The following is a 22,524-nucleotide window of genomic DNA, read 5'->3' as shown; positions in this document are numbered from 1 at the left end:
GTGCTGCTTAAGCACACGGTAAAAGGTGGACTCACAGCCATAGTACACCCCCTCATCTAGCAGGGTCGGTACGATTTAGGTGGGCGGCAGACTGGCAAAGCGCGGCTGATTGCAGACGGCTATAATGGCGGCTTGCTCAGTCGATGTCAGTTTGTTCTTCGGGGCTTGGCGCACGGCGTCAGAACGTAGGTCAGCACTCACTTGACCCGCTTTATACCAGCGCCTGTAGGTGCGTATGCTGATGCCCACCTCAATACAGGCCAGAGTGAGTCTTGCCCCTGTTCCATTGGCTTCTTGGATCCAGTTGATGTACTGCTTGCGCTTTGAAAGTGAGGTCAGTCGTCCTCGTGCTCTTGCCAAAACGCATCCAACTTTTTTCGCAGTACCAGCAAAGCGGCGGTTTCAGCTAAGGCTTTGTCTTTTCTAGCAAGCTCTCGGGTGAGTTGCTTAATCTGCTTGCGATCTGTCTGCTGCTGACGCTTGTCTTTAAGGCTTTGCTGTTTACTGCTACTAAAGCCTTGTAAGGCAGAGGCTCGCCAAGCTTTGATTTGTTCGACATAGAGGCCTTTGTTGCGGCAGTATTCACTAAGCTCGCTTTCGCTTAGGGCGGCAGTCTCGATGACGGTGGCAAGTTTGGTGTCACTGGTCCAGTTATCGGGGGTATGGTGGTTGGTGGGCATGGGCTGACCTTGTTCTCTGGCGTGATTGCGCCAATTATACAGGGTCTGTAAGCCGATGCCTTCACTTCTTGAAACTTCGGCTACGCTCATGTTGCTTGGGGGTTGTAGTTTGCTGAGTATGGCTTGTTTACGTTCGTCACTATAACGTGGCATGATTGGTCCTTGTGCCCCCATTTGGATTATTCTTTAGGGGTGACAACTATCCTGCCATAGGGGGGAAATGCCGTTATCAAATTGGGATTGCAAATGTAAAGAGTGAAAGAGAAAAGAGTTTACTTAGTTCTTGCATGGAATCAGAAGGTTATCGTTATACAAATGCTAGAGTAAATTAAAGAGAATACCTCTAGAGTTTATGTAGTGATGAAAAGTATTAGAAATTAAGGGCATCCTATTAGATGCCTTTTTTATTTTTTTAAATTTAATATATGATGGTATCCAGTTTGTGGTTTTAAAATAGAAATATTCTTAAGCTAAAAAAATCATTGGCTAAAGTCTATGAAAAACTTCAATTATTTAAGAAAGGATTCTTATGAAAACCAAAGTAAAAGAATTAACCATTTGGCTTACTGGTGCTTCTAGCGGTATCGGTGAAGCCTTAGCCATTGCTTTTGCCAAACGCGGTGCTCGGATTATCTTGAGTGGTCGTGATGAGGCAAAATTGGCAGCGGTCAAAAAAAGCTGCAAACACAGCAAAAAACATATCATTATGCCTTTTGATATTAGTGATGCCGAGCAAGCGAAAGAAGCCTATGACGCTGCTATCGCACAAGCAGGGAACATTGACTGGCTGATTAATAATGCTGGCGTCAGTCAACGCGCGCTTATTATGGAAACCAGTGAAGAGGTCGAACGGCAAATTATGGAGATAGACTATTTTGCGCAAACGCGTCTCACAAGATTGGTTTTGCCCAATATGATCGCACAAGGCGGCGGCAAAGTCGTGATGATATCGAGTGTGGCCGGCTTACTCGGTACGCAATATCGTGGCGCTTATGGGGCAGCCAAGGCAGCCTTGCATATGTGGGCGAACAGTTTACGTGCAGAATTGCATGATCAAGGCATAGAGGTTGCGACCGTATTTCCAGGCTTTATCCAAACCAACGTTTCTATTAACGCGCTGACAGGAGATGGTAGCGCCCAAGGTACCATGGATGAGGCGACCAATAAAGGACTGACTGCAACTGCTTTTGCCAAGCAAGTCGTTAAGGCGCTTAGTAACGATAAAGAATACATCATCGTTGGTGGCAAACAAGAAAAACTGGCCACGAGAGTCAATCGCCTATCACCGCCAAAGCTCTATAAGTTAATACGTGAGTCGCAAGTGAAATAATAAGCATAAATATACTAGGGACTCATTAACACGCTCGCTGACTTTTGCAATTTTAGAGTTATTGGCGTTATGGGTGGCAAGGGGTGTAAAATAGGCAACGCTTAACTAAAGCCACATTCACCCCTGATGCTATAGCAAAGAGCTTATGAAAAATTTAATGTATTCCTTGTCTACTAATAAAAACAACACTATCGCCCTATATGGCGTCATTGGTCTCATCGGTACAGTGAGCCTCACTGCTTGCCAGCAAACGCCAGATTATAATTATCTGAGCGGTGAGACGATGGGCACCAGCTACCATATTAGCTATCAACTACCGGATGATGTAGACGAAACTGCCATCCAAGCCGCGATTGATAAGCGTTTGCAAGATATCAATGACAGCATGTCCACTTATCAAGCGGACTCTACTATTTCTAAATTTAATCAATTAGGCAAAGATACGCCGATTGCTATCGACTCCGATTTCAGCCATGTATTAGAGGCGTCTAGGCAAGTCTATCAACAATCAGGCGGTGCCTTTGACCCGACAGTGATGCCACTGATTGAGACATGGGGATTTGGTAGCACCATGACGGTTGAGCGCCTACAAAGCCCGCCAACTGCGCTAGACATCGCGCAAGCAAAAGCCTTGGTAGACTTTGAGAGCGTGGTGCAAAACGACAACGGTCTTATTAAAACCAAAGACGGCATCGAGCTTGATTTTTCAGCAGTGGCAAAAGGCTACGGAGTTGACGTTATCGCTGACGTCCTCAAAAACAACTATAAAATCCGTAATTATATGGTCGAGATTGGTGGTGAAATTGCGACCTCTGGTGTCAATAACCAACAGCAACCGTGGCAAATTGCGATTGATGCGCCTATCGACGGTAGCACCGTTAGCGAACGCCAAACAATTACCGCCATCCGTCAACCGATGAACACGACGAATCAGATGCATCTAGCAACGTCAGGGAACTATCGCAACTCGGTCGTCTTTAATGGTAAGCACTATAGTCACACGATCGATCCCACCACTGGCAAGCCTATTGTTGGTGGTGCTCCTTCGGTCACCGTGGCTGCAGATTCGGTTGCGTTGGCAGATGCCTGGGCAACGGCACTGACGGCGATGCCTTATGAAAAGGCCTTAAAAGTCGCTAAGGAACAAAACCTAGCCGCGCTGTTTGTGATATTAGCTGACGGTATCAAGCCTAGTGATTCTTTAGCCAAAGAACGTTTAGACAGTATCGACGATTGGCAACTAGTACAGACACCGGCGATGATGAACCTGCGTGCTGATAAACAACCGTAAATTTCTAGGGCGTGTCCTCATTTTAGAAATGAGGATAAAAGCAAGGTAAATTGCTGTCAAACAAGGAAAATAGCGCAGATCATATCGATGATATTATCTAGCTATTTGATGATGTTTGGCCGATATTTGGCGATGTTTAACCACTTTTAGCCTATTTAGATCGCTATCGGTTGAATTGAGGGCATGCCCTAGTGTAATGCTGTAAAGAACACCCTATTAGTATCAACGAGCAATGCAAAAATTTGCTATACTATTAGTAAGTTATCTTTACTGATGACTGCCCTATTTTTAAAACGAGGCCTCCTCTATGCTTAGCCAACTACTTCCCATGCTTGCTATTACCTTTACTGTATTTATCCTATTCTTTGTGTTTATGGGTATCGGTTATATGGTCAAAAAAAAGCCGCTTAGAGGATCTTGCGGCGGCGTTGCAAAACTGATGGGCGATGAAAACTGCTCGTTTTGTGGTAACGATCCTAACAAATGCGATTCAATCATCGCAGAGCAGCAAGAAAACGCGCTTAGAGCTGCTCAATTAGGCAAATCTGTATAAAGGTCACATTGGTTACCATACGCTGGTAGCATTTACCTTACATCTGTTCTTATAATAGCGTCTAGTCACTTTGAAAGTGGCTGGCGCTATTTTTTATTGTGCCATCAGCTGTTTATATGCTTGGTTTTAGATCAGTTGTCCATAAAAGGGTGAGTGAAAAAAGTGCCAATAATAGCTTCAGCGCGCCTGATGCCGTAGCCACGTTATGTGTGATTGACGACAATCAATCTCTCAAAGCCATACTCGTATAGGCTATTACTCATATATAAAGCCACTACCCATACATTATGTTTACCCTAGCTTATAGGGTAACAAGCTCGTACTCCTTGCGCTGTGCAAGTAATGTCTAGTTCTGATTTGCGATTCTGATTGATAATGTTAGTCACCGTTTAGGTGCGTTTTCCTTAGTGTTATTTATCAGCGACGATTCTTCGGCGTTGTTTAATGACGTGTCCTTTTTCTCATTTTAATAATAGTCGTGCTGCTATGTCTACCTCCTCCCATTTGCCGTCTGATTTGCCACCACAGTCTCACCCAGATACCTCGTCAGCGTTTAAGCTGCCTTCATCGCGCTTCACTTTTTGGCTCGTACTATGCGCCATGATATTACTGGCGACCAATATGCGTGCGCCTATTGTCGCCCTTGGCTCTATTGCACCAGTGGTGCAAGAGGCGCTCAATATCTCTGAGACGCAGATTGGTTGGCTGGGTGCGGTGCCGATGCTAACGTTTGCAGTGGGCGCGCTTATCGCACCAACGATTGGTAAGCGCTTTGGTCTTGAGAATACGCTCATTGCGATGATTGGTTTATTAACGGCAGGTATGATTATTCGTACTGTCATACCAACTTGGCTGGGATTCTTAACGGGTACTTTATTACTGACCTTGGCTATCGGCTTTGCTAACACCTTGGCGGCACCCGTTATCAAGCAGCGCACTCCGCAACATATTCCATTGATTACTGGCCTATTTAGCCTGACCATGACGGTGTCTGCGGGTATTGTCGCAGGGGTGGTATTACCGTTATCTGAAAGTGTCGGTTGGCAATGGTCGCTCGGTGGTTGGTCGTTGTTGGGACTATTTGCCCTAGCGATTTGGGTATTTTTGCGTTTTAGTTTGGGCTCTTCTAATCATCAAGCTGCTGTTTTGCCGCCCTCAGGATCTTCAAAGATTTCGATGTGGCGCACGGCCTTTGCTTGGCAGATCGCGGTCTTTATGGGTTTGCAGTCACTACTGTTTTATACCGTTGCCAGCTTTTTACCTTCTATTTGGGTCAGTAAGGGTTTAACTCCAGTTGCTGCTGGCCAGATGGGCTCGGTGTTTCAATTTATGGCGCCGCTCTCTATTTTAAGTTTGACTTGGCTCGTCAATCGTGGCCGCCCTATTCAAGCGCTCGCGATCTTAGCTGCGGTGCTCAACGTCATTGGGGTGTTAGGAGTCAGTTATCTAACCCCTGATTTAGCTTGGCTGTGGTCAGGTTTGATGGGAGCAGGTTGTTCTGCTATCTTTACGCTCAGTATGATGCTGTTTTCCCTGCGCACTTATACCACCAACCAGTCCAGCGAGCTATCGGGCATGGCGCAGTTCGTTGGTTACTTGCTAGCCTTCTTTGGTCCGTTAGGCACAGGTTGGCTACATGAATTAACTGGTAATTGGGGCTTAGCACTGTTACTTATGCTGATCCTGATGGTGATTAATGTCGGTTTTGCGTGGTTAGTCAGTCGCCCCATTATGGTCGACGGACAGAAGGCTTAAGATAGAATTAACCTACTTGCCGTAACTTTACCCTTATATTGACTATCACTTTATTTTGCTAAACTGGTTCGATTGATTAAGAGATACTTACATGATGAAAAATAACAACCTTAGCTTAATTAAGCGGTCTATTTTTAGCGTAACTATCGGGATTTTTAGCATAGCTTTGCTGTTAAGTGGCTGTCAAAAACCTGCTGAAACAGAAGCTGCTAACGAGCCACAAACCACTGAAACGGCAACGGTTAATAAGCCTGTAGTGGTTGAAGGAGCGGCAAGTATCAGTGCTACGGATCAGGAAGAAAAGTCACAACCTATAACCATTTTAGCCCTTGGCGATTCACTAACCGAAGGCTTAGGTGTCGATCCTGATGATAACTATCCTGCGCAACTAGAAGCTAAGCTCAAGCAAATGGGCTATACCAATGTAGATGTGGTCAATTCAGGTCTCAGTGGCGAAACCAGTAACGGATTAGTCAATCGTCTCGATTGGGTGAGCCAGACCGAACCTGATATCACGATATTAACTATTGGCGCTAATGACGCGATTCGCGGTCTCGATGTGGCAACGGTTGAAAAAAATATTCGTACCGCGGTTACCCATCTACAAGATAATGGTAGCGAAGTCATCTTGGGTGGTATGCAGATTTATGACAATCTCGGTAATGATTATGTCAAATCCTTCTCAGCTATCTATCCACGCATCGCTGAAGATATGAATCTTAAAATGATCCCGTTCTTTTTAGAAGGCGTTGGCGGTGACCCTGAGCTTAATCAGGCCGACGCTATTCACCCGACTAAAGAGGGTTATACCATTATTGTTAATAATAATATCTTGCCAGTGCTTGAACCTGAGGTCGATAGAATGCTGCAATCCATGCAAGCAAACTCGCTAACCCCTGTAGAAACGCCTACCACTGAGACTACGCAATGAGCCTAACGAAAGCTAATAATGTGAATCTTGCCTCCAACCAAGAAGTACTGCTCCGCGCTACTGGCTTAACCAAAACGGTCTCGGTAGGCGAGCGTTCGCTGACAATTATTAAGAACGTCGATATCCATGTCAATGCTGGCGAGTTCGTGGTGATTATGGGTAAGTCCGGCTCAGGCAAATCAACTTTGCTTGGCTTACTAGCCGCGCTCGATTATCCTAATAGTGGCTCGGTTAAATTGGCAGAGCAAACCTTAAGCAATCTTGATGAAGATAAACTCGCCGCTATTCGTCAACGCGATATGGGTTTTGTCTTTCAGTCCTTTCATCTATTGCCAACTTTAACTGTCGCTGAAAATATCGCCTTCCCGCTCGATATCGCTCGTCGTCCCGATCAAGCGCGCGTTGATGAATTAATAGAAGCCGTCGGATTGGGTCATCGCCGTGATAGCTTACCGAGTCAACTATCAGGCGGTGAACAGCAGCGTACTGCTGTCGCGCGCGCTTTGGTTTCACGCCCTAAAATTGTCTTCGCTGATGAGCCAACAGGTAATCTAGATGAGCAAAACGCTGATCAAGTCATGCAGCTATTATTAGATCTACGTCAACAAACAGGATCCGCGCTAGTGGTAGTCACTCATGATCCTGCGCTTGCCGAGATGGCGGATCGGGTGATTACTATGCATGATGGGATGATAGATGGATCAAAAGTTAATGGATAATACTGCTAATAATGATAAGAATAGATTATCTAGCGATAAATCAAATCAAAGCTTAATGTCTACTATGCTTGCTGTCTTTGCCTCTACTTTAGGCACTAAAGCCTTAACCCGTAGCTGGTGGCGACGTTGGGTTTATCCGGTTTTATTCCTAATTACCTTAACCTTATCACTTGCCACTTATCTAACCCTTGATTCTATTCAGCAATCTGTCGATAAATACATCACCGATAATCAGCGCGCGCTCGTCGGTGGCGACTTAGTGTTAGAGGCCAATCAGGAGTGGCCTGCGCAAATCATAGAACAAGTCAAAGATTTGCCTGATGACCAAATCGTTTACGATTATCAGTTTAGCTCAATGGCAGTGACCGATCAGCAAACTTTACTCGTCCGCGTCAAGGGCGTCACCCCTGCTTATCCGCTATACGGTGAAGCCCAAACTGCTTCAGGCAAACCTCTATGGCAACAGCTCAAACCTAACACCGTAGTCGTCGCGCCAGAAGTCATGCAGGGTCTTAACGCTAGCGTTGGCGATACTATCAAAATCGGTGAAGCTGAGTTTACTATCAGCGATATACTGACCAAAGAGCCCGATCGTCCGCTAAGTGCCTTTGATTTTGGCGGGCATGTATTGATGCAAGAGGACGGCTTAGCCGCGACTAACCTGTTAGGTCAGCGTAGCCGTGTGCGTTATCGTATCGAGATAGCAGGTGACGCGGAAACCATCACCACGTTAAATGAGCAATTACAGCAAACCTTAGTCAGCTATCCTGACATTCAGCTCTCTGATATAGACTCTGAGGACACGCAAGTCTCGCGTATCTCTGACAATGTATTGATGTTTTTAAAGCTGCTGGTTATCGCGGTACTGCTATTATCAGCGGTCGCTATGTACGGCGTTATCACCGCTTTTGTCACGAAGCAGCAGTCTAATAATGCCATTCGTATGGCGATGGGCGAACCGGTTAGGCAGATTAAAGCCAGTTATTATCGGTTATTATTGACCACTTCGATCATCGCTAGTATCGCCGCTACTGTGCTCAGTCTCGGGCTATTACAGATTGGTCAGCCCTATCTGTCGGCTATCTTGCCTGCCGATATTGGTTTGGCTATTAACCCTATTAGCATTGTCAAAACGCTTATTATCGCTATCCTACTGACGATAGTGATTACCCAGCGCGGTCTCAGTGAGCTGAGCACCACTACCCCTGCTACCCTACTCAATCAAGGCGCTAGCCAAGCCGCTGCCGATCAATCTTGGTTTCAACGTTTGCCACTGCTGTCGTATACGGTGATGTTTATCGGTCTCTATCTGTTCTTCGCTTATGAAGTCGGCTCATGGATATTATCCGCGCAATTACTCATTGGCCTAATTGCCTTTGTCGCGGTGTTTTGGCTATTGGCTCGAAGTTGGTTAGGGCTGCTAGCGGGCATTGCTAAGCGTCGTAAAGTCAGTTGGATGCAGCGTATCGCCATTCATAATCTGGCGCGTAAAGGCAATCAATCGGCATTATTTTTTGTGACCTTAGCGCTATCTGTAGCGGTATTGACGCTGATTACCACTCTCAATCACAGCATCAACGCGCAGTTCGTCGATGCTTATCCAGAGGATGCGCCCAATATATTCTTGCTCGATGTACAAACCGAACAGCATGAAGCGATCAACAATATACTCAAAGCGCCTGTCAGCTATTATCCTGTCATTCGCGCGCGCGTGGTCACCGCTAATGACGTTGCCGCTGCCGATATCGATGCCCCTGACAACCAAGACGACCCGACGCGAGTGTTTAACTTAAGCTACGCCGATAGCGTAATGGATACCGAGTTTATTAGCGATACCGCGACTCAAGATAAGCTCTATACGCCTATCAAAGATCAAGATCCGCAAACCTCAAAGCTACAACAAGTACAGCCACTATCTATCTTAGATACCGCAGCCGATATGCTTAATGTTGGCATGGGCGATCAAGTCGTCTTCAATATTCAAGGTATCGAGCTGACGGGTCAAATCACTAGTATCCGCTCAAGGTTTGAACGTGGCCCAAGTCCGTTCTTCTATTTCTTGTTTGAGCCAGATATTTTGTCTGCGGCGCCGCAAATCCAGTTCGCTACGGCGCATGTAGCCGAGGCCAGTATTCCAGAGCTGCAAGGTCAGCTAGTACGCCAGTTCCCTGCGGTAACCACCATCGATGGTACCGCTATCGCGGAGCAAATCCAAGACTTAGTGATGCAGATGAGTCGCTTGGTCTATGTCTTTACGCTACTGGCGTTATTGACTGGGATTATGGTACTTATCAGCTCGCTACTCTCCACTTCACAAGATCGGATGCAAGAAAGCGCCTCATTCCGATTATTAGGGATGCAGAAGTCTGATTTATATAAGCTCAATATCTTGGAGATTGGCGTACTTGGCGTTAGCGCAGCGGTGTTTGCGATGACTATCGCTAGTGTTGGCGCGTGGTTTGCCATTACCCAGTGGTTCAATCTACGCTTTAGCGTGCCGTGGGTAAATCTAGCTATTGGTGGCGGATTGCTCCTCGCCTTGCTGCTAGGTATTGCGATTATTTATGTAAGATTGGTGATTGGGCGTGGGATTATGGCAAGGGTTCGGGCTATGGTTTAGGTGTATTCAATTTTGGCTTTATGCAAAAACCCCTTAATTGAGGGTTTTTAACTTTATATTACTTATTTTTCTGAGCTAGACGACGAATACACCTTGGTGCGTCTCTTGGCACGTAGCTACCTCAAAGCTTAACTATCGAAAATTAATCAGCCCGTTATGATAAATTCTGCTATCAGAGCTAAAAAGCTCCTTCGGGAGCGATTTTGTTGTAAGATATTGACTTTAAAAATTAATCCAAAATGTAAGAAAAGGTTCTATCATGAGCAATGAAAAAATAATACTTGAAGGCTGCATTAAAGCTTTTAAAGAGAGTAATGAGATTGATTTGTCTGATAGTGAATTATTCGAGATTTTTTCATTAACTCAAATCCATAAAGATAGTAGCGTGACATACGAAAATATATTATCTTCAATTGTCGATGGTAGTAATGATGGTGGTATCGACTCCATTATGATTTTTATTAATGATGAATACATAGATAATATAGATAATTTAGATAACTTCAATTTTACTAACAAAACTAATGCTAAATTCATTATTTCGCAATGTAAGAAAGCAAGCTCCTTCAAAGAAGGTATAATTGACAAACTTATCACTACAGTTCCCGTTTTATTCAACCTAGAAAACGAGGAAGAGCTACTACTATCTCGTTTCAATTCAGATTTAGTTAATCAAGCATTGTTATTAACTGAAGTTTGGAAAAAAACTGCTACCAGTGGAGGAAAGATATCTTTAGATTATCTCTATATATCAAATGCTCCTAGCAAAAATTTTAATACAGTTTTTTCTCAAAAGGCAGAGCAGTTAGTCGAAATATCTCAGAAAATATTTAGCACTTCCGATATAAATTTTTCTGTCTATAGCTCTAAAGAGCTACTCGAATTATACCAACAGCAGAAGTCCAATCGTAATACTATAGAATTTAAAGATAGACCATTATCGACAGAATTTGATAATTATGGTATTGGGTATATTGGGACTGTTAAGTTAGGAAACTACAAGGAGTTTTTAACAGCAGAAAACGGAGGTATTCGTGATGATCTTTTTGAAAGTAATATTAGACACTTTCAAGGATCAGTAGATGTAAATAAGCGGATACGGGAATCAATAGAAAACCCTTCGAATGAGGATTTCTGGTGGTTAAATAATGGTATTACCATTATTGCAGAAGAGCCAAAAGAAGTAGGGAAGAAATTATCTATTGAAAACATACAGATAGTAAATGGCTTACAAACTTCTTACTCTATATACAACTATCATAACCTAGATATGGATGATAATAGATCAGTTCTAGTTAAAGTCATAATAAATACAAATAAAGAAACGACTGACCATATTATCGCTTCCACCAATAGTCAAAACCCTGTCTCTGCTACTTTGTTACGTGCAACAGAACCCGTACAAAGACATTTGGAATTATTTTTCTTAAATGAAGGCTATTATTATGATAGACGGAAAAACTACTATAAAAATCAAGGGAAACCAGCGACGAAAATATTTAGTATTCAACTAACAGCTCAAGCGGTTCAATCTATTGCTTATAACGATCCACATACAGCTAGATCGCGTCCAACCTCTTTGTTAAAAACGGAAGCTAATTATAATAAAATATTTGATCCTAAGAAGGATTTTAAACCGATGTTCAACTGCTGTCTTATATATAAGAAAGGGCATAGTTATTGGCTAAAGCATTCTGATAGTAAAGAGAAGAGTAAAACATCGAATTTTAAATTACACTTAGGTATGATAATTTCTAGAATTTATTTTAAGAAGACAAACGTTTCTTTTGAAGATATATCTATTATTGATCTATCTCTGATTACTCAAAATATTTTCGAAGAAGCAATAAATTTTCTAGCTAATAGCATTGATAATTACTTACTAGCCAATTCAGAGAAAAATCTAATCAACATTGCAAAAAGTAAAGAGTTTACTGATTATCTGCTAGAACAGTTAAATAACAAATTTAAATAAATATGTTAGAAATTGCGCATTCTAATTCATTTAGATTAAGTTTTTAATTATCTTAAAGAACTTTTCAGTAACAAGGCTTTTCAGCACTGATTGAATTGGTATCTTGGCTCCAAAACCCCAAGCCCCTAAAACAGCAAATCCGAAACGCTCGCTATTGATTTGGCGGGCGTTTTTTTATTACGCTTATACGCGTACCCCGCATTTGCTATAATAGCGCCACTTTGCACACAAATAACTCCTACCCCTCATTAGCCCCACGGTACTCTTATGAAATTCTCAAAGTTCGGTCAGAAATTTACCCAGCCCACTGGTATCTCGCAATTGATGGATGACTTGGGCGATGCGCTAAAAAGCGATCAGCCAGTCAATATGTTAGGCGGCGGTAATCCTGCCAAGATTGAGGCGGTGAATGAGCTGTTTTTGCAGACTTATCGAGAGCTTGGCAATGATAATGATACAGGCGAAGCGAATAGCACCTCAATCATCAGTATGGCGAATTATTCTAATCCGCAGGGCGATGCGGCTTTTATCGAGGCTTTGGTCAGCTTTTTTAATCGTCATTATGATTGGAATTTGACCGCAGAAAATATCGCTTTGACCAATGGTTCGCAAAATGCCTTTTTCTATTTGTTTAACTTGTTTGGTGGTGCTTTCGCTGACGAACAGAGCGAATCTATAGACAAATCTATCCTACTACCGCTAACGCCTGAATATATTGGCTATAGCGATGTGCATGTCGAAGGTCAGCATTTTGCCGCAGTATTGCCACATATCGACGAAGTGACTCATGATGGCGAGGACGGATTTTTTAAATATCGGGTGGATTTTGAAGCGTTAGAGAACTTGCCCGCGCTCAAGGAAGGTCGTATTGGCGCGATTTGCTGCTCGCGTCCGACCAATCCAACGGGTAACGTACTGACCGATGAGGAAATGGCGCGGTTAGCTCAGATTGCCAAGCGTTACGAGATACCACTGATTATCGATAATGCCTACGGTATGCCCTTCCCTAATATCATTTATTCAGACGCGCATCTCAATTGGGATCATAATACGATACTGTGCTTTAGCTTATCTAAGATTGGCCTGCCCGGTATGCGTACCGGTATTATCGTCGCCGATAGCGAAGTGATCGAAGCGGTCAGCGCCATGAATGCGGTGGTGAATTTAGCACCGACACGTTTTGGCGCGGCGATTGCGACGCCACTAGTAGCGGATGATCGTATCAAGCAACTCTCCGATGACGTGATCAAGCCTTTTTATCAGCAGCAAGCTAAGACAGCAGTGAAGCTATTAAAAGAAGCGTTGGGCGATTATCCGCTAGTGATTCATAAGCCAGAGGGCGCGATATTTCTGTGGTTATGGTTCAAGGATTTGCCGATTAGCACCTCTGAGCTTTATGAGACTCTCAAAGAAAAAGGTACGCTTATCGTGCCGAGTGAGTACTTCTTCCCTGGTGTCGATATCAGCGATTATAAACATGCACATGAGTGTATCCGCATGAGTATTGCGGCGGATGAAGACACGTTGACTAAAGGTATTGCAGTGATTGGTGAGGTGGTGAGAAAGCTTTATGATGAGTCTAAATAATAATTTTCCATTGTAGAAACTAAAGAACGGACTATTTAGTAGTCCGTTTTTTTGTTATCAAAATCACCTTTAATTAAGTTTCAAAACTAAGTTTCATTACCAAATAGTGTAATATTGTATAACTATTTGCTGGGCTGAAGCCACAGCCTACGCGATTTTAACTATATTATTGCTAAGTCAAATCTTATGTATCTTATAAGTCATTGCTTAAGATACTTTGTACTAACAAGCTAAGTTATGTCGTAGGCTGGCGCTTTAGCCCAGCATTGCAACTTTGCAAAATCAAAATATAGTACTTCAAACTGACGTCGCGAAGTCCTTTTAGCCAAGCTCTTTTAGCAAAGCTTTAGCGCTGATCTTACCAAAGTCATTAGCCGCTAATGGCCCATCACCTGAGATCAGCTTTCTATCTTGATGCGTCTGTCCTGAGGCCAGCTTATTATTAATCGTAACGCCCAAATCTTCTAACTTTTCTGCAAAGTACCACGGCATAGGTCCCGGCAAATAACCGATTTTTGGCATTTGCTTATCCATAACCGTTGGGAACGCGACCATCTCATAGCCTTTAAAAATAAAGTCTTTATTAGCGTTATTGTCTGCATCTGAGCTATCAGTACTTTTTAAATTAGCCGCCAATAAAGCCGCTGGTCCATGACAGATGGCTAAGGTAAATAGATCCTTCTCATGACCCCAACGCAGCAACTCACCAAGACTATAATCTTCAGGTAAGCCTAACATCGCACCATGACCGCCGGGAATGAAGATAGCGGCGTAGTCGTCACTTTTAGCCATGTCATTTTTGACAAAGTCATCGATACCTTTTGGCTTATTCAGCTTAGACTCGTATTCGCTATAGATTGCTTTGACGTCGTCATCCTTGTCTGGCATGGCCCACTGCTCAACCTTTACCGGCTCACCAGTTGGGGTAAATACATCTACCTCAAAGCCTGCCTTTTTAAAGTGCAGTAACGGAACCATCATCTCAACTGGATGATTGCCTGTATCGAACTTTTTATCATTGGTCATGGTCATGTATTGCTGCTCGGTGCAGACCATCATGATTTTTTTATTACCTGTATAAGGCGTGTCATAATCGGTATTATCATAGTTAGTTTTGCTCGGTGCTGCTATCTTGAGCGAGGATACGGAGGGAATATAAACTCCTTCCTCAATTTGTATTGGTTCTAAACCCAACGTATCTTTAGCTTTATCTAATAGGTCTTGGATATTCATAGTGACTCCTTTTTGATAGTTTTTTATTATTGATAGTCATAGATAGCTGAATCGATAAACCTGATAGGCATATCGATTTGGCTATTGTCTGAGAGTAAGGTAGCAAACTAAGGAGGGCTTAAATAGAGGAGAGTTTTTATGTTTCGTAAGCTTTGTAAGGGGTCGGTTGTTAAGTTGCAGAGTTTTCTATCTAACAACTAACCACTCTATAAATCAACTTTTATCCTAATATACTGCGTCTGTGCATTGACGCGACCGCCTATCTGCATGGCACTAGCGCTATGAGTCACCGCTACATATAAATAGCCGTCTCTCGCCCAAAATATATCAGCAGGATCAGTGATAGGCATCCAATTTTTAAAGCCTGCATTCATAACAGGGATGATCTCTCTGCCTTTAACTTTATAGAGTCCGAGATCGGTATGACCCTCGTATGGGTTGGCATAAGCTGAGATGATATAGCGTTTATTTGGTGAGAGATAAGGATAAGCTGAAAACTCTTGAGTTAAGAACCCTTCAACTTGATCAAACATTTGATAGTTCTGACTCTCCCAACGCAGTACTTCAACCAGATGCTGATCTAAGGCATCTATTTGGCCGATATATCTATACGTTTCGCCATCATCGTCACTATCGATATCTACTAGTTTCAAAGAGTCCTTAACCAGTTGAATGGATATAACGCCATCTTGTTTTTTAATCGCGTTTTTATGTGATAAATAATCGACAGCGAGCGCACGTTTTTTCTCAAAAAAGGCTTTATCTATTAATTCAATTTTAAGATAGTCATTGAGTACTTTGCCAGCTGGAAAAAATTGATCTTTTTTGCCTACTGACAAATGCGTTATTCGATTTAACTCATTAGTATCAAGTAATTTGACAGGTACAGGTGTTGCGTGGGCTGATGGTTTTTTAATGGAGGGGTTTGTCGATTTAATGACATTCTGAGCAGCTACTGCCGAATGATAACTGCCAAAGCTAAGTAGCAAAGCGGTTACTACCAGAAGAAGGTTAGCAGCGTAAGGCTGAAACTTTGTGGAGATAGATATAGTCATAGCGCCTCTTTCAGGTTTGAGAAACAACCGCATTAATTTACCTTATTTTTATGATAATCAACTAAGATCGTTTTTTTAATAATCTAACGGGTGGCGCAGGTGCGGTGGGACGAAAAATCTTAGTCCATTTATTCAACCCATAGAGCACGTAAGGTATCAGGCAAGTATTGATCAAATCATGGAGACTTGCCTTGATGTCTACCATTCCTAATGCAAAAAGCCCTCTCGGTCTAATGATATGGCGGTTGTCTAAATACTCACCCAATAAAGCAATACCCGTGACGACGATTAAAGCTATAAAGGACTTAATACCTTGCTTTTTAATAATAGGCAGCAGCACAAGCAGACACAAAAGATAGACGCCGACACCGACATAGATATGCAGAGCATCTTTAGCCAGTCCGGTTACTTCAATAATATCGATTTTAAAGGTGGTGAAATCCACTAGAGTATTCCAAATATAAGCAAGTAGAAAATAACTGAGAGTATAGCTAAAAATTTATAACTGAACATAAAAAAGGCAGATTATACAATTGATAATCTACCCTCATACTAAAATAAATATTCATTTCACGTTTAGCGTCTCTCTAAATATTCCATTCGACGAAGTTTTTGAGCAGTTGCAAACCTGCAGTGTGGCTTTTCTCTGGATGGAACTGGGTCGCAAATAAATTGTCTTGAATGATACTGGCACAAAACGGTTGACCATAATCACAGATAGACGCCACTTGTGAGCTGTCGGCAGGCGCACAGTAATAGCTGTGCACGAAGTAAAAATGGGCGTTGTCCTCGATACCATGCCACAATGGATGATCAACATCCATACCGCTGATGGTATTCCAACCCATATGCGGGACTTTAATAGTCGCACCTTGTTCGTCTTGCCACGTCGGGTCAAACGCTTCTACGCTACCTTTTAAAATACCAAGGCAATCTGTACCACCATTCTCAGATGACTGCTCAAATAACGCCTGCATACCGACGCAGATGGCCATGACAGGCTTGTTGAATATCGCCTGACGTACAACCTCATCAATGCCTGCTTCATGCATGCCAGCGATACAGTCGCGCATGGCACCGACACCGGGGAAGACTATTTTGTCCGCCACCGCTGCGATTTTTGGGTCATTAGTGATAGAGACTTCTGCGCCAACGCTCGACAGTGCTTTACTGACAGAGTGCAAATTACCCATGCCATAATCTAATAGTGCAATCTTTGTAGCTCTACTCATCTAGAACGCCTCTTTGGTCGACGGCAAGGTATTCAAAGCGCGCTCATCATATTCGCAAGCCATACGTAGCGCACGAGCAAAGGCTTTAAAGGTTGATTCAATCTGGTGATGGCTATTTTTACCTTTGAGGTTGTCTAAATGCACCGTCATCCACGAGTGATTGACGAAGCCGTAGAAGAATTCGCTAAATAGATCCACATCGAATTTGCCCACGTGTGAGCGAGTAAAAGGAATGTCCATATGCAAACCCGGACGACCTGATAGATCAACGACTGCACGCGTCAAGGCTTCATCGAGTGGCGCATAAAAATGCCCATAACGACGAATGCCCTTCTTATCGCCTAAAGCTTTATTAAAGGCTTGACCAAGCGTGATACCCGTATCTTCTACACTATGATGATCATCAATGAAAGTATCGCCGGTACATTTGATATCTAAGTCAAACAAACCGTGACGCTTGATTTGATCAATCATATGATCCAAGAATGGCACGCCAGTGTCTACCGTGCCTTGACCCGTACCATCAAGATTAACGGTACAGGTAACTTGCGTCTCTGCAGTAATACGCTCAACGGTGGCGATACGTTCAGGGCGACCGTGTAGGTTTACATTGGAAGATTGGTTTTGCCCAGTTGTATTGGCTGTCGTTGTTGAATTGGCGGTCATGGCTACTCTCTATTAATGAAAAGCGGTCAATAAAATAGGACGAAAAAGCGCCCAAATCATTCTTACTAGCGTCTAAAACAAATAAAAATAAAACAATTAAGCTTAGGGTCTGTTGAACATTCAGAATTTTTACTAAAAATTCTTATTAAAAAAGCCAAAATATTAGGGCGTGTCCTCATTTTAAAAATGGTCATAAAAATGAGATAAATTGCCGTCAAACGAGGAAAATAGCGCAAATAATATCGGGATATTAATCAGTTATTTGACGATGTTTGGTAAAGTTTAGCCATTTTTAGCCTATTTAGATACAATCGCTTGGATTGAGGACACGCCCTAGACTTTATGCACATAAAGCACTGTCTATCATCATCATAGCAAACCCTAACCACTCCTGCCACGACCGAGCAGTAAACCACGCACAAAATCGTGTCATTCTGCTAAAATAGTGGATTCAGTTTTATCAATCATTACTCGCGCCGACTCTGAGAACCCATACTCTACGGCCCTACACTCCATGACATTGTGCTGTCTCACATTATAGGAACCGATTATGCCCTTAGAAGCGATTGCCATCAACCGTTTGGATGCGCCACTTATCAAAAAACCTGCACGTGAGAATGAACTCTCGGAGCGCTTGCATGATTTGTATGACAGCGATGATAACCAGCCAAGTGGTCTCGAGGTATTAAGCCTCGTTGAGCAGGGTTTTAAGCGTGGTCAAACGCTTTACGTCGGTATGTTCAATGATAAGCCCATCGCTGCTGTTGCCTGCTTTGACGATGGACAGACCAATGCCAAGCGCTTGCAATATCTTACTGTTCATAGCCAAAATCGTGGTCGTGCTATCGATGCCAAGTTTATTAAACTGGTTTATGATGCCGAAGTAAAAAAAGGCGTGCGTGAATTCGTCCCTGTTGATGCGGATATTCATCGTATTATGAGCGAGTATGAGCTACTGCGCGTTAAGGATTAATCTTAAGGTTAAAACCTTATATTTGACTATTTATGCCTTTTTATCGCCTATTATGCAAAAATCACTTGACAGTAACGTCTATATTTAGTTTAATAGCGCCTCAACGAAGACGGCTCGATAGCTCAGTCGGTAGAGCAACGGATTGAAAATCCGTGTGTCGGCAGTTCGAACCTGCCTCGAGCCACCATTCGTTTAAGAATTCTAAAAAGCTCCAAACAGCAATGTTTGGGGCTTTTTTTATGGCTGTCGTTAATAGCATTTATTGTTTGATCCATAGCATCTGTTATCAGAGTCGCCGACGCAACAACACCTCGCAACGCTCGCGTGAATCCAAGTCATAAATAGTGGCACGGTAATCAATACCGTGACGGCCTTCAAAAAACACCACCCGATCGCCCACGGCTAAAAAACAAGAAGTACGCGCGTCATAAATAAAACCATCAATGACGAATGCCAAATCACGATCTATCTCGCGTACCGTATAGGTCTCACCTTGCGGAACCAAACGCTCAAACCATGCGCTATGGGCAACATTGGTGCTTAGCACACTTATCAGCAGCAGCGCTGATATCATAAGTACCCTTTTTAACGACATCGCAAAAGTCGCGCCAGCTAAGCTGATTTTATTTAGGATATTTTTATTAACTGTCATGACCTTAACCTACTCAAACCTGCTCAATGATTGATTCTGTTCGCTATGCTACTTATGCTAAACGCTTACTGTCACGGTTGCATAACATTTCTGTGCTGTTTTTTAGACGGCAGTGCTCAGTATACTCGATAGCAATGATAATGCTAAATAAGACAGATAAATGCTAATAGGGATAAGCGATGAGAGAGTTTGATTATGATTTGGATTATAAAAACCTAGACTTGCGGGCGCAGCCTGAGCTGTATCGCGTCGGTCGCGGTGAGCAAGGCGTATTATTGGTAGAGCCTTATAAGTCTGAGATACTGCCGCACTGGCGCTTCGCCACGCCTGATATTGCAACTGAAAGCAGCGAGACAATTTATCAAATGTTTTTAGATTATCTGGCTGCCGATGACTTTGTCGGTGCCGATATGGCGCGCAAATTTATCCAAATGGGTTATACCCGCGCCCGTCGCTATGCCAATCATAAAGGCGGTAAAAAATATAAAGGCCCAGTACCTGATGATAAAAAAGGCCAAAGCGGCGCACATGGTCGTGCAGAGCTACCACGGCAAGAGGAAGATCCGATTAAAGCAGAGTCCGCGCGTATTTTTAAACAAAAATGGGATGAGTGCCGCGAGAACAAAGAGTATCTAAAAATGAAAAAAGAGCATCGTGAACGCTACAAAGATATCGAGTGACTGCTGATGTTTATGATATTAAGAACAGTAAATAACTAAATTGACTGGTCTCAAAACACTACTGTGCTAAGGTATGGCACGATATACCAAACATAATAAATATAACGACTTTCAATAGTGAGGAATAATGGATAAGCAACTTTTAATTTTTGATTTCGACGGCACTTTAATCGATAGCGTACCAGATTTGGCTGATGCGACCAATGCGATGCTGACCACGCTCGGCAAAGAGACCTACCCTATTGACAGCATACGTAATTGGGTCGGCAATGGCTCAAGAATGCTGGTCGAGCGCGCGATGGTGGGTAAGGTAGAGGTGTTAGAAGGTGAGTTGACGGTCGAGGAAGCTGATCATGCCGAGCAGGTATTTTTTGAGGCTTACAATAATATTAGCGGTAGCAAAACTGTTGCCTACCCATATGTCGATAGCGGACTAAAGAAGCTGAAAGATGCAGGCTATACGTTGGCATTAGTGACCAACAAGCCGATTCGCTTTGTTCCCAAAATATTACAATCCTTTGGCTGGCAGGATTTGTTTGCTGAAGTGCTGGGCGGTGATAGTCTAGCTGTTAAAAAACCAGACCCCGCGCCGCTACTGCATGTTTGCGACGCTTTAGATGTAACTCCAGCACAAGCAGTCATGATTGGTGACTCAAGAAACGATATATTGGCAGGACAAAACGCTAATATGGACACTCTTGGACTGTCTTATGGTTATAACTATGGGCAGGATATTCGTGAGCTCAATCCTACCGCAGCGTTTGATGACTTTGCCACACTGGTTGATTATCTTTTACAAGGATAAATGATAAATTACTGAACATCACGCCAGCTACTTACTACGATAGCTCAATGCTTCAGACACATGGGCACTTGTGATATCGGTACTGTCAGCGAGGTCTGCGATGGTACGAGCAACGCGCAAAACTCGATGATAACCACGAGCAGATAAATTCAAGCGTTGCTGAGCCAACTGCAATAACTGCTGCTCGCCCTCTCCTAGTTGAATATATTGATCAATCTCGCTAGGACTTAGCTCATTATTGACCTTTTTTTGCCGCTTTAATTGATGTTTGTGGGCGGCAGCGACCCGAATTCGCACTTGCTCGGAGGTTTCACCCGCTTGAGCATTTTGCAAGTCGGCGATAGGTAGCGCCGGCACAGTAATATGCAAATCAATGCGATCGAGTAATGGGCCTGATAGCTTATCTTGATAGCGCTTAATCTGCTCGGGACGACAACGACATCTTGCTGAGCCGTCACCATCATAGCCACATGGGCACGGGTTCATCGCTGCCACCAATTGAAAGTTGGCTGGAAAGGTCATCTGCGAGTTGGCACGACTGATGGTAATTTGCTTCGCCTCTAATGGTTGGCGCAGCACCTCCAACACAGTACGATCAAACTCCGGTAATTCGTCAAGGAATAACACGCCTTTATTGGCAAGGGTAATCTCACCCGGTTTGGGACGTGAGCCACCACCGACCAAAGCCACGGCTGATATGGTGTGATGAACTTGGCGAAATGGCCTTGTCCCATAATCATAATCACTGTCTGCGACCGAATAGGTGCTAGCAACTTCTAACGCATCCTCAGCACTCAAATCTGGCAAAATAGTCGGTAGCCGCGAGGCCATCAACGTCTTACCTGAACCGGGAGGGCCTGTAAACAACAGCGAATGTCCACCAGCAGCGGCAATCTCTAAGGCTCGCCTCGCATGATGTTGGCCTTTGACATCAGCCAAGTCCACTTTATAACCCGTGTGTTTTTCTATCGCAGCGGGCGGTACAATCGCTAAGCGCTCATAAGTAGCATTTGGATTGGTCAAAGATTGCAGATGATCGCAAACGGCTTTTAGACTATCCGCTGCCAATATCTCTACACCCTCGACACGGCTAGCTTCAGCACCATTATCGAGCGGCACGATTAACTGCGGCGTTTGTGGTTCTTTATCCTGCTCCGTCAATTCTGATTCATCATTATCTGCTGTCTGTAATACTTTGGACGCCAACACTTCCGCCTTTATGGCTCTAGCAACGGCCAAGCTGCCAGTGACTTGCCGCAAATTTCCATTTAATGCAAGCTCACCGATAAACTCAAACCCTGCTAGTACCTCTGGATCCAACTGATCGCTGGCTGCCAAGATGCCAATAGCAATGGGCAAATCCAGCCGTGCGCCATCTTTTGGCAGGTCTGCTGGTGCTAGATTAATCGTCAGGCGACGATTGGGAAACTGAAATCCAGAATTAAGAATCGCTGAGCGCACTCTATCTTTACTCTCGCGCACAGCAGCTTCTGGCAGACCGACGATGGTCAATGCGGGCAAGCCTTGTGACAAATGCACCTCAATAATGACTTTTGGCGCATGCAAACCGACGACTGAACGGGTATAGACTTGGGCAAACGACATCAGCGTTTCCTGATACAGGGAGCTATTGATAATAGAGCATTATTTATCAACGCGCAAATGTCGTGTTTTTTATCATTCGAATGGCTTGATTGCTGCTAAACGTCTATTTTCTAGTACGCATCCTAGACCGTGCCCTCATTTTAAAAATAGTGATAAAAAGGAGGTAAATTACAGTCAAACAA

The 22,524-nt window shown here is 43.5% G+C and carries 21 protein-coding genes and 1 tRNA gene; 13 read left to right on the top strand and 9 right to left on the bottom strand.

Annotation, left to right across the window (positions count from 1 at the left end; translation table 11 throughout):
• Positions 1-75: 75 nt before the first annotated feature.
• Together AAEY80_RS09130 and AAEY80_RS09125 are read right to left on the bottom strand one after the other, a co-directional pair.
• Positions 76-360, bottom strand: a complete 285-nt coding sequence (locus tag AAEY80_RS09130) for a hypothetical protein (RefSeq protein WP_350588220.1) — start codon at positions 358-360, stop codon at positions 76-78.
• A complete protein-coding gene (locus AAEY80_RS09125) occupies positions 336-833 on the bottom strand; it encodes a transposase (protein WP_350588219.1) in 498 nt (165 codons plus the stop codon). Before AAEY80_RS09125 ends, AAEY80_RS09130 begins: the two co-directional genes overlap by 25 nt.
• Before the next feature lie 376 nt (positions 834-1,209).
• On the opposite strand from AAEY80_RS09125, the gene AAEY80_RS09120 reads away from it, so the two are divergent.
• The 9 genes from AAEY80_RS09120 (at position 1,210) to AAEY80_RS09080 (ending at position 13,441) form a co-directional block, all read left to right on the top strand.
• Positions 1,210-2,010 carry an SDR family NAD(P)-dependent oxidoreductase gene (locus AAEY80_RS09120; RefSeq protein WP_350588218.1) on the top strand — a complete coding sequence of 267 codons (801 nt, stop codon included), beginning with the start codon at positions 1,210-1,212 and terminating at the stop codon, positions 2,008-2,010.
• A 145-nt stretch (positions 2,011-2,155) separates the two neighbouring features.
• Complete coding sequence (locus AAEY80_RS09115; protein ID WP_025652989.1) at positions 2,156-3,301, top strand: FAD:protein FMN transferase; 1,146 nt, start codon at positions 2,156-2,158, stop codon at positions 3,299-3,301.
• A gap of 307 nt (positions 3,302-3,608) precedes the next feature.
• A complete protein-coding gene (gene nqrM, locus AAEY80_RS09110; protein WP_025652990.1) occupies positions 3,609-3,854 on the top strand; it encodes a (Na+)-NQR maturation NqrM in 246 nt (81 codons plus the stop codon).
• Between the two features lie 486 nt (positions 3,855-4,340).
• The gene (locus AAEY80_RS09105; RefSeq protein WP_227687632.1) at positions 4,341-5,609 is read left to right on the top strand and encodes an MFS transporter; all 1,269 of its coding nucleotides are present in this window, start codon (positions 4,341-4,343) and stop codon (positions 5,607-5,609) included.
• Positions 5,610-5,700: 91 nt separating this feature from the next.
• Positions 5,701-6,540, top strand: a complete 840-nt coding sequence (locus AAEY80_RS09100) for an arylesterase (protein ID WP_201566678.1) — start codon at positions 5,701-5,703, stop codon at positions 6,538-6,540.
• The gene (locus AAEY80_RS09095) at positions 6,537-7,259 is read left to right on the top strand and encodes an ABC transporter ATP-binding protein (RefSeq protein ID WP_201582718.1); all 723 of its coding nucleotides are present in this window, start codon (positions 6,537-6,539) and stop codon (positions 7,257-7,259) included. The genes AAEY80_RS09100 and AAEY80_RS09095 overlap by 4 nt, the downstream gene beginning before the upstream one ends.
• A complete protein-coding gene (locus AAEY80_RS09090) occupies positions 7,237-9,879 on the top strand; it encodes an ABC transporter permease (RefSeq protein WP_025652995.1) in 2,643 nt (880 codons plus the stop codon). The genes AAEY80_RS09095 and AAEY80_RS09090 overlap by 23 nt, the downstream gene beginning before the upstream one ends.
• 259 nt (positions 9,880-10,138) lie before the next feature.
• A complete protein-coding gene (locus AAEY80_RS09085) occupies positions 10,139-11,854 on the top strand; it encodes an AIPR family protein (protein ID WP_350588217.1) in 1,716 nt (571 codons plus the stop codon).
• Positions 11,855-12,121: 267 nt separating this feature from the next.
• Positions 12,122-13,441: a valine--pyruvate transaminase gene (locus AAEY80_RS09080; RefSeq protein ID WP_350588216.1), complete on the top strand. Its 1,320-nt coding sequence runs from the start codon at positions 12,122-12,124 to the stop codon at positions 13,439-13,441.
• A 321-nt stretch (positions 13,442-13,762) separates the two neighbouring features.
• Here the strand turns inward: AAEY80_RS09080 and AAEY80_RS09075 are convergent, their stop codons facing one another.
• From AAEY80_RS09075 to hisB, 5 genes are all read right to left on the bottom strand, one after another.
• On the bottom strand, positions 13,763-14,674 hold the full coding sequence (locus AAEY80_RS09075) for a DJ-1/PfpI family protein (RefSeq protein ID WP_350588215.1): 912 nt from the start codon (positions 14,672-14,674) through the stop codon (positions 13,763-13,765).
• A 206-nt stretch (positions 14,675-14,880) separates the two neighbouring features.
• Complete coding sequence (locus tag AAEY80_RS09070) at positions 14,881-15,729, bottom strand: hypothetical protein (protein ID WP_350588214.1); 849 nt, start codon at positions 15,727-15,729, stop codon at positions 14,881-14,883.
• A gap of 61 nt (positions 15,730-15,790) precedes the next feature.
• Positions 15,791-16,174, bottom strand: coding sequence for a hypothetical protein (locus tag AAEY80_RS09065; RefSeq protein WP_350588213.1), 384 nt, complete (start codon positions 16,172-16,174; stop codon positions 15,791-15,793).
• Positions 16,175-16,316: 142 nt separating this feature from the next.
• Positions 16,317-16,961 (bottom strand): imidazole glycerol phosphate synthase subunit HisH, encoded by a 645-nt coding sequence (gene hisH / locus AAEY80_RS09060; protein ID WP_173239080.1) that lies wholly within the window; start codon positions 16,959-16,961, stop codon positions 16,317-16,319.
• Positions 16,962-17,627, bottom strand: coding sequence for an imidazoleglycerol-phosphate dehydratase HisB (gene hisB / locus AAEY80_RS09055; RefSeq protein ID WP_101211854.1), 666 nt, complete (start codon positions 17,625-17,627; stop codon positions 16,962-16,964).
• A 550-nt stretch (positions 17,628-18,177) separates the two neighbouring features.
• Between hisB and AAEY80_RS09050 the strand changes: the two genes are divergently transcribed.
• A complete protein-coding gene (locus AAEY80_RS09050) occupies positions 18,178-18,600 on the top strand; it encodes a hypothetical protein (RefSeq protein WP_173239079.1) in 423 nt (140 codons plus the stop codon).
• 111 nt (positions 18,601-18,711) lie between these two features.
• Positions 18,712-18,787, top strand: a tRNA-Phe gene (locus AAEY80_RS09045).
• 99 nt (positions 18,788-18,886) lie between these two features.
• Here the strand turns inward: AAEY80_RS09045 and AAEY80_RS09040 are convergent.
• Positions 18,887-19,252, bottom strand: coding sequence for a hypothetical protein (locus AAEY80_RS09040; RefSeq protein ID WP_350588211.1), 366 nt, complete (start codon positions 19,250-19,252; stop codon positions 18,887-18,889).
• Between the two features lie 179 nt (positions 19,253-19,431).
• On the opposite strand from AAEY80_RS09040, the gene AAEY80_RS09035 reads away from it, so the two are divergent.
• Both AAEY80_RS09035 and AAEY80_RS09030 read left to right on the top strand, forming a co-directional pair.
• Complete coding sequence (locus AAEY80_RS09035; protein ID WP_201577890.1) at positions 19,432-19,932, top strand: DUF4385 domain-containing protein; 501 nt, start codon at positions 19,432-19,434, stop codon at positions 19,930-19,932.
• A 127-nt stretch (positions 19,933-20,059) separates the two neighbouring features.
• A complete protein-coding gene (locus tag AAEY80_RS09030) occupies positions 20,060-20,737 on the top strand; it encodes a phosphoglycolate phosphatase (RefSeq protein ID WP_025651955.1) in 678 nt (225 codons plus the stop codon).
• A 27-nt stretch (positions 20,738-20,764) separates the two neighbouring features.
• Here the strand turns inward: AAEY80_RS09030 and AAEY80_RS09025 are convergent, their stop codons facing one another.
• The gene (locus AAEY80_RS09025; protein WP_101211858.1) at positions 20,765-22,342 is read right to left on the bottom strand and encodes a YifB family Mg chelatase-like AAA ATPase; all 1,578 of its coding nucleotides are present in this window, start codon (positions 22,340-22,342) and stop codon (positions 20,765-20,767) included.
• Positions 22,343-22,524 lie beyond the last annotated feature (182 nt).

Source organism: Psychrobacter sp. 78a-MNA-CIBAN-0178 (assembly GCF_040309625.1).
Taxonomy (GTDB): Bacteria; Pseudomonadota; Gammaproteobacteria; order Pseudomonadales; family Moraxellaceae; genus Psychrobacter; species Psychrobacter okhotskensis.
Note: the sequence above shows the minus strand (reverse complement) of the source record. Positions and strands in the feature narration are given on the sequence as shown.